The 13,243-nt window shown below is 49.3% G+C and carries 12 protein-coding genes; 3 read left to right on the top strand and 9 right to left on the bottom strand.

Features of this window, described 5'->3' with window-relative positions; translation table 11 throughout:
• The 4 genes from POF51_RS18385 to POF51_RS18370 all read right to left on the bottom strand — a co-directional run bounded on the left by POF51_RS18385 (position 1) and on the right by POF51_RS18370 (position 4,576).
• Positions 1 to 957, bottom strand: coding sequence for an ABC transporter permease (locus POF51_RS18385; RefSeq protein ID WP_069848429.1), 957 nt, complete (start codon positions 955 to 957; stop codon positions 1 to 3).
• An 87-nt stretch (positions 958 to 1,044) separates the two neighbouring features.
• Entirely contained in the window at positions 1,045 to 2,793 is a 1,749-nt protein-coding gene (locus POF51_RS18380; protein WP_069848431.1) for an ABC transporter substrate-binding protein, read from the bottom strand.
• A gap of 165 nt (positions 2,794 to 2,958) precedes the next feature.
• Positions 2,959 to 3,906 (bottom strand): phosphotransferase family protein, encoded by a 948-nt coding sequence (locus tag POF51_RS18375; RefSeq protein WP_069848433.1) that lies wholly within the window; start codon positions 3,904 to 3,906, stop codon positions 2,959 to 2,961.
• Positions 3,907 to 3,919: 13 nt separating this feature from the next.
• Complete coding sequence (locus tag POF51_RS18370) at positions 3,920 to 4,576, bottom strand: TetR/AcrR family transcriptional regulator (protein WP_069848435.1); 657 nt, start codon at positions 4,574 to 4,576, stop codon at positions 3,920 to 3,922.
• A gap of 117 nt (positions 4,577 to 4,693) precedes the next feature.
• Here POF51_RS18370 and POF51_RS18365 point away from each other — a divergent pair, with 117 nt between their 5' ends.
• Positions 4,694 to 5,065: a hypothetical protein gene (locus tag POF51_RS18365; RefSeq protein ID WP_069848438.1), complete on the top strand. Its 372-nt coding sequence runs from the start codon at positions 4,694 to 4,696 to the stop codon at positions 5,063 to 5,065.
• A gap of 513 nt (positions 5,066 to 5,578) precedes the next feature.
• Here POF51_RS18365 and POF51_RS18360 read toward each other — a convergent pair.
• Positions 5,579 to 5,965, bottom strand: a complete 387-nt coding sequence (locus POF51_RS18360) for a VOC family protein (protein ID WP_271755859.1) — start codon at positions 5,963 to 5,965, stop codon at positions 5,579 to 5,581.
• A gap of 61 nt (positions 5,966 to 6,026) precedes the next feature.
• Positions 6,027 to 7,409: an aminotransferase-like domain-containing protein gene (locus POF51_RS18355; protein WP_271755857.1), complete on the bottom strand. Its 1,383-nt coding sequence runs from the start codon at positions 7,407 to 7,409 to the stop codon at positions 6,027 to 6,029.
• Positions 7,410 to 7,531: 122 nt separating this feature from the next.
• Here POF51_RS18355 and POF51_RS18350 point away from each other — a divergent pair, with 122 nt between their 5' ends.
• Entirely contained in the window at positions 7,532 to 7,948 is a 417-nt protein-coding gene (locus POF51_RS18350; RefSeq protein ID WP_069848443.1) for a GNAT family N-acetyltransferase, read from the top strand.
• Here POF51_RS18350 and POF51_RS18345 read toward each other — a convergent pair.
• Complete coding sequence (locus POF51_RS18345) at positions 7,935 to 8,999, bottom strand: CapA family protein (protein WP_271755856.1); 1,065 nt, start codon at positions 8,997 to 8,999, stop codon at positions 7,935 to 7,937. The genes POF51_RS18350 and POF51_RS18345 overlap by 14 nt on opposite strands.
• A 236-nt stretch (positions 9,000 to 9,235) precedes the next feature.
• Here POF51_RS18345 and POF51_RS18340 point away from each other — a divergent pair, with 236 nt between their 5' ends.
• Complete coding sequence (locus tag POF51_RS18340; protein WP_271755855.1) at positions 9,236 to 11,830, top strand: LuxR C-terminal-related transcriptional regulator; 2,595 nt, start codon at positions 9,236 to 9,238, stop codon at positions 11,828 to 11,830.
• Here the strand turns inward: POF51_RS18340 and POF51_RS18335 are convergent.
• Together POF51_RS18335 and POF51_RS18330 are read right to left on the bottom strand one after the other, a co-directional pair.
• A complete protein-coding gene (locus POF51_RS18335; protein WP_069848450.1) occupies positions 11,827 to 12,693 on the bottom strand; it encodes an SDR family oxidoreductase in 867 nt (288 codons plus the stop codon). The genes POF51_RS18340 and POF51_RS18335 overlap by 4 nt on opposite strands.
• A gap of 17 nt (positions 12,694 to 12,710) precedes the next feature.
• A complete protein-coding gene (locus POF51_RS18330) occupies positions 12,711 to 13,199 on the bottom strand; it encodes a hypothetical protein (RefSeq protein ID WP_069848452.1) in 489 nt (162 codons plus the stop codon).
• Positions 13,200 to 13,243 lie beyond the last annotated feature (44 nt).

Here is a 13,243-nt window from a genome sequence, read left to right as displayed (position 1 = left end):
CTATTTCAACCGAACCCGCGGGTCAGCCACTCTGTACAGCAAATCAGCAGATAAATTTCCGATGACGGTGAGAATCGCCAGGAACATCGTAAAGCCCATCAAGAGCGGGTAATCCCGTACAGAAAACGCCTGCATGTACAACTGTCCGACACCGGGCCAGTTAAAGATTTTTTCCGTGATAATCGCCCCACCGAACAATGCTGGCAGCTCAAAGCCTAGTAGTGTAATGGCGGGCAGGAGTGCATTGCGCAGCGCGTGCTTGTGCAGGACGACTTTTTCCTTCAGTCCTTTTGCCCGGGCCGTGCGCACGAAGTCTTGTTGAATGACCTCCAGCATGTTCGTGCGGAAATAACGAGTCAGCGTCCCCACGCTCAGTAAAGTCAGCACCGTCACAGGCAAAAACATATGCTGGACCACGTCCCACGCATAGGCGAACCCCGTTTCCTTGCTGCCAATCGTCATCATGCCTCCTGCGGGAAATAGCTTGGCATCGACAGCAAACAACTTGATAAACAGCAGCCCGACGAAAAAAACAGGCAATGACATCGCTGCAAAAACGCCGATCGTCACGAGTGCATCGAACCAGGAATGCTGCCTTGCAGCAGACAGTACTCCGATAGAGATCGCGATCAGCCACGTAAAAAAGGTGGAGGTAATCGCGAGCAAAAACGAATTCCAGATGTAATCGTTCAATAGCGACATCACTGGCTGCTGGTATTGCAGGGAATAACCAAAATCGCCTTGGAAGGCGTTTTTCATCCAGATGAAATACCGTTCGACGACAGGCTTATCCAGCCCGTACATCGCTTTTAGCTCCAGCTTTCGTTCCGCTGTCAGCTTGGGACTCGTATCGACGAAATCACCGGGCGTCAGAGCATACAGGAAAAAAATCAAAATGGATGCGCCGAAGAGCGTCAACGCCATGTAAAAGACCCTTTTCAAGAAGTAGGACGTCATCGTTTGCCTCCTTTCATGCTTGGGGAAAAAAAGAAAGCCCAGCCCCAGGGCCGGGCACAACATTCGTGAGTCAGTTACTCGAACTTGTTACTCAAATTTGATACCAGGCAGGCTGGTCGAAATGCCAGTGAACGGATTCGGCTCCAAGCCCTTGATCTTGCCGTTGTGCGCAGACAAAATTTTGCGGTAGCCGAGGAAGATGTACGGTGGGTCATCGCTCAGCTCTTTGTACAGGTCTTTGTAGATCGCTTTGCGCTTCTCGATGTCCAGCGTAGATAGACCTGCTTCCAGCAATTCGTCTACTTTGGCATTGGAGTAACCATTCGTTCCAGTAAATCCGCTCTTGCCCTTTTTCGTCGAGAAGGCGTCTACACCGTCATCTGGATCGATCAGCATCGTGGTCGAGAACGAAGCAAGGTCGTGATCTCCTTTTTCCGTCCGTGCCAAAACGGCGTTGTAGTCCATCATTTCCGCTTCAAACTGGATGCCCAGCTCTTTGTAGTTTTCTTTGGCAATCGGGATCAGTACCTCTCCCAGCTTTCCTTTTGTCGTGTAGTAATGCACGACCAGCTTTTGTCCGTCTTTTTCACGGATACCGTCCGCGCCCGGCTTCCAGCCCGCTTCGTCCAGGAGCTGCTTCGCCTTTTCCGGATTGTAGGCGTATGGATTGACATCCTCCGTATAGGCCCACGAAACAGGGCTGATTGGTACATTGGCGACTTGCGCGTATCCTTGGTAGGTCAGGTCTAAAATCTTTTGGCGATCCAGTCCGTAGATGAAGGCTTGGCGGACGCGCTTGTCTTTGAAAAATGGCTTGGAATGATTGAACTTGATGTACGAATAGGCACTGGATGTGTACAGATTGATATTCACGTATCCTAGCTCTTGCAACTGCTCAATGTTATCCGAGTTGACGGTAAAGGAGTTGTAGTCCATTTCCCCTGTCTGGATAAACTGTAGAGCGTCGCCTTCGGTCGTCTTGTAGATAAAGTGTTCGACTTGCGGCTTACCCGCGAAATAGTGCTCGTTTGCGAGATAGCGGACTTCTTGACCAGGAATGTACGCCTCAAATTTGTAAGGTCCAGCTCCCAATGGCTTGCCGTGCAGGGTGCGGAGATACTCCAGATTGCCTGGTTTGTACTCCTTGCCGTAGTACGCTTTGGAGAGCACCTGCCCGCCTAACAGAACGAGAGATTTGGCGTTCACTTTCTCCGTCGTGATCTGGATCGTCTGTGGATCAATCACTTTGATTCCTTCGATCGTGTTCGCTTTGCCTTCCTTGTATTCACGGCCACCCTTGATACTTGCTACGAAAATGTCCGTTTCGCCATCGTACGTTTTGTCGTGCAAAATCGTCAGTGTAAAGGCCACATCCTCTGCCGTCAGCGGTGAACCATCGCTGAATTTCAGATTCGGTCTCAGGTGGAACGTATACGTGAGCTGGTCAGGAGATACGTCCCATTTTTCCGCCAACTTGGGTACTGGCTTTCCTGTCGCATCGACATCCACCAGGGATTCGAAGATCGCTGAGGAGACATTGCCATCGTAGCCGTTGTGGTAAAAGAACGGGTTAAATACACCACCCGGCTCTGTCAGTCCCGCAATGAATGTATCGGTCCTTTTAGCTGCTGCTTCCGGCAGCTTGGATAAATCCGTAGCCAAATTGATGCCGTCTTTTATGTCTTGCACCTTGCTGGCAGCAGGTGCTGATGCTTCTGTCGACGGAGTCGCCGTTTGTGTCGAGGTAGCCGGCGCACTGCCTTCGGAGCTGCACCCTGTGACCAACAGAGTCCCTAATAGCAAGCTTGAAATGATTTGCGAAAACCTTTTTTTCATGTTGATCCTCCTTCATATCCACTCACTCAGTGAAACCAGCTCCTCCGGTGGTCCGGTCGGATCAAAAAACAATAACTTATAATTCTTACCTGTTTACTATGAATTAGATTATAGGTATCGATACCGGATCGGTCAACAGTTTTTTCCAAACAAAAAAAGCCCCGATTATTCGAGGCTCTCATTAATCGTATGCCTTTTATACGGAATGCCTAGTTTTTCACACGCCTGCATCACGAATAGAGAATGTCGCTCACGCATGGTGTCCTCTATCCTTTTTTCCAATCCCCAATCAGATAGGTTCGAAGCTGGCCGCAGTGCCGCACACAAATCCCAGTACGGAAGCTGGGTATAATCGAGTGTCTTGCTGGCAGAAGATTGATAATGAAGCGTAAACTCATGCATGGCCTCCACTCCAAATGCCCACAAAATCTCCAGTCTGGCATTGCCGAGATCAGATAAGGGGTCGCCGATCGCAGCGTCCTCCCAGTCGATAACAGCAGCCAGTTTTTCTTCCTTCCACATCGTATTTCCTGGCCAGAAATCTCCATGCAACAGAGATGCTGCATTCGACTGCGGCAGCGGCCAAACAGACTCCAGCACTTCGCGAATGAGTCCCTCATCCAATGATTTGTCCAGGCTCGCGGGTCTTTTGTGGAGCTTCTCCGTTATCGCTTCTTCTAGTTTCGGCAAAGAAGTGCCCATCAGTCTAGTAGCGTCTACCGAATGGATGCGAGTCAGCACCTCAGCTGCTTGTTGCAGAAAGCTGGACAAGTTGGCTGGTGCGGTGACTGTCTCTCCTTCTATGAATTCGATGACAAGACACGGTGTCGGAAACATATCGCTGGCTGCTTCGAGATGATAAGGCGTTGGAGTCGGCAAATCAGCTGACTTCAGTATTTGCAACAGTCTGAATTCATCTGATGCGATCTGCGGATTTCGCTTGAGGTCAGCCTGACCATGCTCGCGGACGACTACTTTTTTCTTCGTGCCGTCAGGGCTCTCCATTTCTAGAGAGGTAACCTGTGCAGAAATCCCGCCTTTTAGCTCCCATGCACGAAGGAGCTTGGCTGACGGGTTCATGTTATGTACCAGGCGTGTCCATTTCTCATCCATATATTTTTCCCCTTTATGCTCCACTGTCTGATTGTCTATACAGTCCTACCTTCATCATTTCCATATACGATTCTAATTCCGCAAAAAAGGATTGGACATGTGCGAAGCCTTTATCGCTGGCATCGTAGTTTTCGCGGACGTACTTTTGCGTCAATGCCTCTACAGTCGACAGCAAAAAATGCAGCGCCTTCTGTGGATCGAACTGCGCTTTGATCAATGACGTATCGACTTGATCCAGAAACAAGGGAATATATCGCGCATTGAACTGTGTTTCTCTGTCTTCGATCTCAGCCTGGCATTCCTCGGGATAATCGAAAAAGGTCGCCACTGCCATTTGATAAATAACTGGCTCCTCGGCAAAGAGCGCCATTTTTGCTTGATTGACATGAAGAAATCGTGCAAAAAAGTCTTGCGGCGCCGCTTCCATTCGCGCCTGTATACAGGCAAAAAAACGTTCGATACAAGCATCCACAATCGCGAGAAACAGTCCCTTTTTATTCCCGAAAAAGTGGAACAGCATCCCCTTTGATACGCCTGCGTTCTGAACGATTTGATTGGTGGAGCCTCGTTCATAGCCTTTCGCGGAAAATTCAACAAGGGCCGCTTCCAACAGTTTTCGCTTGTTCGGCTCCAGTGTTTCGTCCTGCCAAATTCCTTTTATGTCCGTCACCTTCTCTCCGTTCTTCTTTTTCCTATCATAACGCGTATTGACCAGGTGGTCAAAGTGGAGTTATACTTTCCTCGAAGACTTCATCAGCCCTATTCCACTACAAGGAAGTGATGCCTGATGGCACGGACATTGCCCGTATTCGCCCGTATCATCCTTGGATTGATTTTGCTTGGAGCAGGTGTGAATGGTTACATGGTCTTGTTTGGATTCGAGCCTATCTTTCCAACCAGTCCTGCTGCCATGGAGCTTTTGCAAGGGTATTTGCTGGTTCTGGTCAAAACCGTCGAAATCATCTGTGGATTGCTATTCCTAACCAACCGCTTCGTCCCACTGGCTCTAACCGCCACTGCGCCTCTTGCTGTCAACATCTTGACGTTCCACCTGTTTGTCGATCCCGACATGCTCGCTATGGGACTGATTGTCGCGATTTTGGAAATGTATTTGCTGTGGAGCTATCGGCGGAGTTTTCGTCAGTTGATGACGATGTAGACAAAAAGACTATATTCCATCGGTTGTGGTCGGGGGAAGCCCTGCCACATGTTTTCCAGTCGCCTGTATCCTCTCTTCGTTCGGGCGGTCTCCTTCCAAACATGTGACAGGACTTTCGTACAGCTGTGGAATCCTTCGAATCTTTAAGACGTTTTGTATGTTAACGCAAGGAAGCATCTGAAAGACAATTCAGTTGAAACTAAGACATCTTAGAACCACTCTCAACAAATGAACGAAAAGCTACGTAGGAAGAAGCGAATTTCCAGTCCAAGCGCCTCTGGAGCCCATCTTAGCTTCTGAATAAATGGCGGGGAATTTCAGCTTCACTTATGAAATACTTCCTCGAAACTTCTACGTTTGAAGCGCTCCCACCATTTATTCATAAGCGGACAGTGATACCCCTTGCGGGGCGTAGGCCGAAGCGTAGACTGGAAATTCGCTTCTTCCCTCCACTACAGCTATTTCATAAAAACGAAAAAGCCGGTACCAAGAGGTGTACCGGCTTTTCAACTATCATCTTTTCGGTAAATGAATCTGCCACGATATTCCGTAACGATCTTGAACCCATCCGAACTTTTCACTGAACGGATATTGTCCAAGCGGCATAAGGACTTGTCCATCCAAGGAAAGCTGTCCAAAAACACGGTCAACCTCTTCCTCTGTATCGCAGTCCACAAATAACGAAATCGCCGGGGTAAAGACATGATAGTCACCGTTCGTATTGTCAATACACATGAAAGTCTGGCCTTTTAACGTGAAGGTAGCGTGCAGGACTTGTCCATTCTCGTGATGCATAACCTGCTTGATTTCTGAGCGATCAAAAATAGACGTGTAAAACTTCATCGCTTCTTCCGCTTGTCCATGGAACATGAGAAACGTAGTGATAGCTTGCACTGACAATCACTCCTTTTCGTGATGATATACGTCTCCATTCTGCCCATTCCTCAAATATGCATAACCACTATATCCAATCGATGATCCGCCACTGACCTTCTTTTCTTTGCTTTTGCAAGAGTGCAGTAGCCGTCTCTGCTAACAGGGCGATCCCTCTCTCTATCTTATCAGCATCTGTTTGGATAATACTAATTCGTAACCCGTTTTCACGCGGGAAGGTAGGCAAATAGCTCTGGTTCGTGGACATGACCCGCACGTTTTGCTGGTGTAACGCGGCAATGATATCCTGAGCGTCTAGCTCATCGGGAAGCAGCACTCTCGAAAAAATCCCGCCTGTTCCGATTTGTGTGTGAAGCTGTGGGGGAAGATAGCGCCGGCAGCACTCGGCCAATGTTTCCATCTGCAGGCGATAGCGTTCCCGGACAAGAGCAGCATGATGGTCGTACATCCCGCAATTCAAATACAGCTCCAAAGCCGCCTGAGACAAGACGGCCGTACTGGAATCACACGATGCTTTAAACAACCGGAACGTTTCCATTACGGAAGGGGGTAGGACGACTGTCGCCAATCGAAGTCCGGGCAGCATGATCTTAGAAAAGCTTTTGACGTACAGGACACGCCCTGATTGATCGTAGCTGTAGATCGGGTCTGTCTTTAGATTAGTTTCCATGTCCGCCAGATAGTCATCCTCGACGATGTATACATCGTAGCGCTGAGCCAGCTTGGCGATTTGTTTCTTTTGTTCCGTTGAATAGCTTGTCCCCAACGGATTGTGAAACCGGGGAACCGTGTAGAAAAACTTGATTTGATTGTTGCGGAAATGCCGCTCCAGCTCATCCATGTCGATGCCTGCCGCGGTCCTCTGGATGCCCAGAACGGTAACTCCCAGCAGCTCGAGTGAACGCAGCATGCCGTGAAAGGTAGGCTGTTCGACTAGCACTGCATTCTTTCCATTTGGAAACGGCATGGAGGCGAGCAGATGCAGCGCTTGCTGAGCTCCCGAAACGACGCAAATTTGCGAAGGGGATGCAAACACTTGTGATTGGGCGAGATGGCTCTCCAATGCCCGACGCAAGGAGAAAAAGCCCTGGGGCTCCGAATAGGAAAACAACTGATCTTCATATAATTCAATCGCACGGTTTAAACAATGCTGGAAATCTTTGAATGGCATAACTTCTGAGTCGGGGCTGGCTGCCGTAAAGTCAATTCGCTCCTCTGGAAAACGCGTACTTTGAAGAGGGCGAAGGACCGCGTAATAACCGCTTTTGGGAATGGAATAAATCAAGTGCTCCTTCTCCAGCTCTTGATACGCTCGTATCGCCGTATTCAAACTGCACGACCAACGCTCGGATGCAGTACGAATCGACGGCAGCTTCTCCCCTGGCTTGATTGTATGGGTACGAAGCTGTTCTTTGATGCTGTCTTTCACGACTTCGTATTTATTCTTCATCCCGTTCACTCCCCCGTTATCTGTGTGGGTACAGATTCACTTTTCTCTCCTTTATGCGCCCTAGTCCCTTGAGTATAGTGAATCGTAAGCAAAGGAGTAAATACATATACGGAGGGATACAGATGGAAGCAAGACACGCGACACTGCCTTACAAAATCAGTGATGAGAAAGCTTTACTCGATATCGAGCGCATCAGCGATTGGCTGTCGACAACGTATTGGGCGTCAGAACGCTCCAAGGAAATGATCATAAAAAGTATCGAAAATTCACTCTGTTTTGGATTGTATAGTGAGGATGGACAGGCTGGATTCGTCCGGGTCGTGAGTGATTACGCGACGATTTCCTGGGTGTGTGATGTCTTCGTCGACCCGGAGCATCGAGGTAAGGGATTGAGCAAATGGCTCATGGAAGTGATGGTGGAACATCCAGACATCCGTCATACGAGCATGATACTTGCTACTCGGGATGCTCATGGCTTATACGAACAATATGGTTTTACACGAAGAGAAATGATGCGCAGACCAGCTATTGAGGCTTAGACTCGCTAACCTCGCCTTTTGCGTCAACGCTCGCCCCATAGGAAATGCGGTTGAGCTTGTCGATGATCCGCTTTTTGTTTTTCTCGTCCATCGGAGCAGGCTGACCGTTCGTGAGCTTCACTGGGATCACGTGGCTCTTGCTCCCGTCTTTTGAAAATGTCAGTTGGACCATCATGGCTTCGCGACCTTTCGGATTGCGCGAGGTGGTAAACACAAAATTCCCTACGCTGTAGTAGATCGGCGCCTTTTTATAAAACTCAACACCCATAATCGAATGGCTGTGCGACCCAACAATGGCATCCACACCGCTGTCGATCAGCTTTTTCGCCATCTCACGCGCATGTGGTTCCGGGTAATCCTTATATTCCAGATTCCAGTGCATGACCGCAATCGTAATGTCTGACTCCGCCACTGCCTTTTTTACATGGGATAGCATCGGCTCATAAGAGTAGGCATGGGCGAGACCTGGCTTGTTTTTTCGCGCATACCAGCGCTCATTTGGAAGGACACGGCTGATCCCGATGACTGCCACGCGTTTCCCCTTGATCGTTTGGATGTAGGGTGCGAATGCTTCTTCCTCGTTTTTCCCCGCCCCCACGTAACCGATCTTTGCCTTTTTCAGATGCTCCATTGTGTCATAGAGGGCGTCCATTCCGTAATCCAGCGAATGATTATTCGCCAGATTGACCACGTCGAAACCCGCGTTCACGAGCCCCTGCAACGACTCTGGCTTCGCACGATAGGTATATTCCTTTTTCTCCGGACGTCCCCGCGTACTGACTGGTGTCTCCAGATTGCCAATCGTCAAGTCTGCCTGCTTGAGAAAATCACCTGTTTTTTGAAACGGATAATCTACGCCGTACCGCCCGATCTGATTCCCGACGCTCTTATCCAAAATCATATCCCCGACAAACGCTACCTGAATAGAATCCTGCTCCTGCACATCCCCTTCACTGCTCGCCTGGACCGCGACAGATTCCGTTCCCATTGCAGCACAGAGCATCACAGCAGCTACCACGATTACCGCGTGTTTCCATCGTCCAATCTTCATGCCCCTCAACCCATCTCTCTTTTTGCTTTCATTCTAGAAGGCGTGGGATGTGAAGCCTGTTGAAGCATGTCTAGCTTCCATGGAAATTTCTCGCCTTAAAGTGACTGGCATGCAAAAGATGGCGGTTTAGGACCTGCATCTCGGGACAAAAGACTCTTTCTTTTTTCAAATGTCGATTTTTGCCGATAACAAGTATAATGGACACATACGATTCTAATACATAGGACGGTACAAACATGCTCCATCATTCCATTATGCTGAAAACCAAAACAGCAATGCCCGCCGTTCGATCGAATAGCGTTCACAGGAGCCGACTACTGCAAAAAATGGACGCTGGTCTGCAATGCCGACTGACCACGTTATACGCCCCAGCCGGGTATGGAAAAACGACCTTGCTCAGTCAATGGGCGCATCAGTACGGCGGTACCACTGTATGGCTCTCACTCGATGAGATGGATAATGACTTGATTCGCTTTTGGAGATACATCGTATTTACACTGTCTGAATCTGACTTCGCAGAACTCTCCGAACGAATGGAACCAGCCATGAAGGCAACCAGTCATACCTCGATCTTGACCTTCATCGATTCCCTGCTCAATGAACTCGCTTCTACGACGCAGCCCCTTGCTATCATTCTCGATGACTACCACGTGATCTCGGATGAGACGATTCACAACAGTCTCGCTTATTTTCTGGAATATGTCCCGAGCCACGTCCATCTGTACATCGCCAGTCGCAACACGTTGCCTTTTTCTACAGTCAAATGGAACGTACGTCATGAAGTATGTCACATTGAGTCGGGACAATTTCTTTTCAGTCATCAAGAGACGGACAGCTTTTACCGGCAGGTTCACGATTTACCTCTGACCGAAATGCAAATCGAGCAACTGGTGAAAAGTACAGAGGGATGGATCGCCGGCTTGCAGCTCGCTGCCATTTCACTCGTGAATATGGAGAACTACGATCAATTTTTTGCTGGATTTACTGGCTCTCATCGCAATATTTCGGAGTATTTGTTTCATGAAGTGATCATGCGACTTCCGGAAGAAGAGCGCAGCTTCTTGCTCAAAACCTCTGTGCTGGCGAGAATGGACGCTCACGTGTGCCACGCTCTAACCGGCCTGCCCCAGTGCCAACAAATGCTGACCCGCTTGCACCGCCAAAACATTTTCTTAATCCCACTGGATGATTACGGTACGTGGTATCGGTACCATCACTTGTTTGCCGATTTTTTGCGCAGTCAACTGGAGCAGACAGCTCCCGGAGAAGCACGTGAGCTGCATCGGCTAGCCAGTGAGAGCTATGCGGAACGCGGATTGATGGACGAAGCGATCGATCATGCGATTGCCGCTGCCGATTATCCGTTGGCTGTAAGATTACTGGAGCAACATACTCAGGTGCTGCTCCAACGCGGCGAGTTTTCCAGCTTTCTCAGAACGCTGGACAGCATCCCTGATCACGCGAACTATTTTTCACCACTTTTTCGCCTGATCTATACGTTCCTCTTGATTACGTGCGTTCAAATAGATAGGGCGGAGGTGGCCCTCACTAAATTGGAGCAAAATATCCCGTTCATAGAAGACTCCACAGAGCATCGTCAGTTTTTGAGCGGTCTGTTTTTTGTCCGAGCGAATTTGGTGTTCGCCACAATGGATTTTGATCGCTGGATCGCCAGTTCATCACAGCTTAGCGGAGGGTTGCCTGAGAGTCCGTTGTTTTACCATTTTAATTACAACACGACAGAACCATTTATTCGGCGTACGAGATTCGGGTTAAAAGGCATACTTTCCGAGCAGACAGAGGTGGTAGGCAATCAGTTCTCTGCCATACTCGAAGCAAATGGCTGGAAAGATTCCTTAATCAACTTGTACGTCGTTCAGGCCTTAGCGGAGGGTTTCTACGAGGAAAACAGGCTGGAAGAAAGCCTTGATTATCTACAGCGCGTTCGTTTTGTTGCCCTGCACAAGCAAATACCTGGCCTCCTCGTCCCCTATGTACTGACATCCGCCAAACTCAAGCTGGTAGAGGGGAATTTTGTCGCGGCCCGCAAAATCGTTTCAGAGACAGTAGAAATGCTCGCGAGCTGGGGTGCTTCTTATTGGTTCAGCCCATTACAAGCATTTCTCGCACACATCGCGATCCAGGAAGGGGACATCGCTTTAGCGAAAACGGAGTTGTCCAAGCTTCCCCCTTCCATATTGAATCAGCCTAGCATTCAGAGAGAATTAGAGGTTTTGACCTATGTCCGTTTGCTGCTCGCCCAGCAGCAGGAACAGGAAGCCTTGCGTATTTTAGCGCTCCTAAAGCCATCCAGTATACGCGAGGAGCTATTGATCAGTCAGGTAGACATCGCCGTTCTGCAAGCACTCGCTCACCAGCAGTGCGGCAACAAAAAGGAAGCGCTGGCTTTCCTCCACGAAGCACTCTTGATTGGCGGAAACAACTGCTACGTCCGTAGCTTTCTGGACGAAGGTACGGCGATGTCTCACCTCTTGCACGATTACCAGCTACGCTTGAAAAAACGATCCCAACCACCTGGTCCGTCCGTCTCGACTGCGTATGTCAATCAACTGCTATCCCTTTTCCCTAAGAAAATGGAGAAAAGAAAAGCTCCCTTGATCGAGCCGCTAACCGGAAAAGAAATGATCATCCTTTCGATGCTGGCCCAAGGAGCATCCAACAAGATGATTGCCGATGAGCTAGGAAATACGCTCGGGACGGTCAAGGTGTACCTACATCGGATATATGGCAAGCTCGGTGTCACCAATCGCACACAAGCTCTTCTGAAAGCGCAAGAAATTTCGCTGCTAGAAAATAACGCTGTTGATTAACGGAACTTTTCAATATGTTCATGCAGAAAAGCGTCCAGCTGGCGAGGTTCTCTGCCGAGGACACGCCATACGTCATCTGTCGGCTTTTCCGGGATCGCTACTGACATAGCTTGAATTTCAACGACGTGACTGGCGAGCCACTCCGGCATGTTTCCATACTCCATCAGATCTCGGCGGAGTACTTCGCTATCCTTGTTGATGTAAGTGATTGGGCGGTCGAGCAGCTCGGACAGCTTGCTCGCAATTTGCGGATAGCTGAAAACCTCAGAACCAGTCAGGGTGTATACACGACCTGCCTTTTCAGGGTAGGTCAATACCTTTGCGGCAACATCGGCGATATCCCGGCAATCGATAAAGTTGCATGCTGTTTCACCCATCGTACCGAAGAAACCATGTTGCGTCTTGATCGTCGGTGCGAAGCGGAGCAGATTTTGCATAAAGGCGTACGGTCGCAGCACGGTACTTTTCATACCCGATTCTGATAAAGCGCTCTCGATTTCCTGGTGCCATCCCGCTACAGCGACTGGCGCCTTTTCATCGTATGCTGGACTGGATATTTTCACGATATGCTGGATTCCAGCCTCAGCTGCTATGCGAATCATCGATGTTTCCAGCTCGACCTGATTGGGACTGTTTGAAAGGGAAAGGAAGAGCTGATTCCCACCCGCAAACGCTCGGCGCAATGATTCAGGGTCAGAAGCTTCCACTGCTGCGACTTCCACCGTAGATGCTGCCTGCTCTCCCATTAGCATCTGAATTTTTTCCGGCGTTCTGCTCAATGCCCGGGTTGGGACACCAAGCTCTATCAATCGTTCTAAAAGTGCACGACCTATGGTTCCTGTTGCTCCCATGACTACGATCATTTTTATCTCCTCCGTAACTAATTCATTTTTTGATGGTCATGATTGATGGCATTACGCCAACGCCAAGTGATTAACGTGCTGGCGATTATCGCTGACAGTGGGAAGTCGATCCAGACACGACTTAGCCAAGCCAACGATTCACCGGGAGCAAAGATAGCGAGTAACTCCGTTGTTAGCCATGCTGCCAAGAGACCGATCACTGCCATTGTCATCCCCATAACCGCTACCGTCGCCAAATGAGGCGTGTCGGTGACCCAGCGTTTATGTATACCACGGCCCTGTAACCATCGCCCAAGGAGTACGGCAATCAATGCGGATGTTCCGCCAATCGTGGTCAATGCCCCTATTTGCAGCCCTTTGTCAGCGGTGATCCATCCCCCTATGCTCGCCATGATCGCAGGAGACAAATAAGCCATGATTACTTCTCGCCATAAAACAAACGATTTTCGTTCCGAACGTGCGCCTTTGATCGGATAAACACCTCCCGCTTTTGCAGGGTCATGCATGTGTTTCACCTCCTTTCCCCTTTTCAAAAAATAATTAGGAACCT

Origin of the sequence: Brevibacillus sp. AG, assembly GCF_028369215.1 — a bacterium.
Taxonomy (GTDB): domain Bacteria; phylum Bacillota; class Bacilli; order Brevibacillales; family Brevibacillaceae; genus Brevibacillus; species Brevibacillus porteri.
This window is presented reverse-complemented; position numbering and strand designations above follow the sequence as displayed.

What these genes read in the sequence shown, in the direction of transcription:
- POF51_RS18385 (WP_069848429.1), bottom strand. Translation starts at nt 957, where the DNA reads ATGACGTCCTACTTCTTGAAAAGGGTCTTTTACATGGCGTTGACGCTC.
- POF51_RS18380 (WP_069848431.1), bottom strand. Translation starts at nt 2,793, where the DNA reads ATGAAAAAAAGGTTTTCGCAAATCATTTCAAGCTTGCTATTAGGGACT.
- POF51_RS18375 (WP_069848433.1), bottom strand. Translation starts at nt 3,906, where the DNA reads ATGGATGAGAAATGGACACGCCTGGTACATAACATGAACCCGTCAGCC.
- POF51_RS18365 (WP_069848438.1), top strand. Translation starts at nt 4,694, where the DNA reads ATGGCACGGACATTGCCCGTATTCGCCCGTATCATCCTTGGATTGATT.
- POF51_RS18355 (WP_271755857.1), bottom strand. Translation starts at nt 7,409, where the DNA reads ATGAAGAATAAATACGAAGTCGTGAAAGACAGCATCAAAGAACAGCTT.
- POF51_RS18350 (WP_069848443.1), top strand. Translation starts at nt 7,532, where the DNA reads ATGGAAGCAAGACACGCGACACTGCCTTACAAAATCAGTGATGAGAAA.
- POF51_RS18345 (WP_271755856.1), bottom strand. Translation starts at nt 8,999, where the DNA reads ATGAAGATTGGACGATGGAAACACGCGGTAATCGTGGTAGCTGCTGTG.
- POF51_RS18340 (WP_271755855.1), top strand. Translation starts at nt 9,236, where the DNA reads ATGCTCCATCATTCCATTATGCTGAAAACCAAAACAGCAATGCCCGCC.
- POF51_RS18335 (WP_069848450.1), bottom strand. Translation starts at nt 12,693, where the DNA reads ATGATCGTAGTCATGGGAGCAACAGGAACCATAGGTCGTGCACTTTTA.
- POF51_RS18330 (WP_069848452.1), bottom strand. Translation starts at nt 13,199, where the DNA reads ATGCATGACCCTGCAAAAGCGGGAGGTGTTTATCCGATCAAAGGCGCA.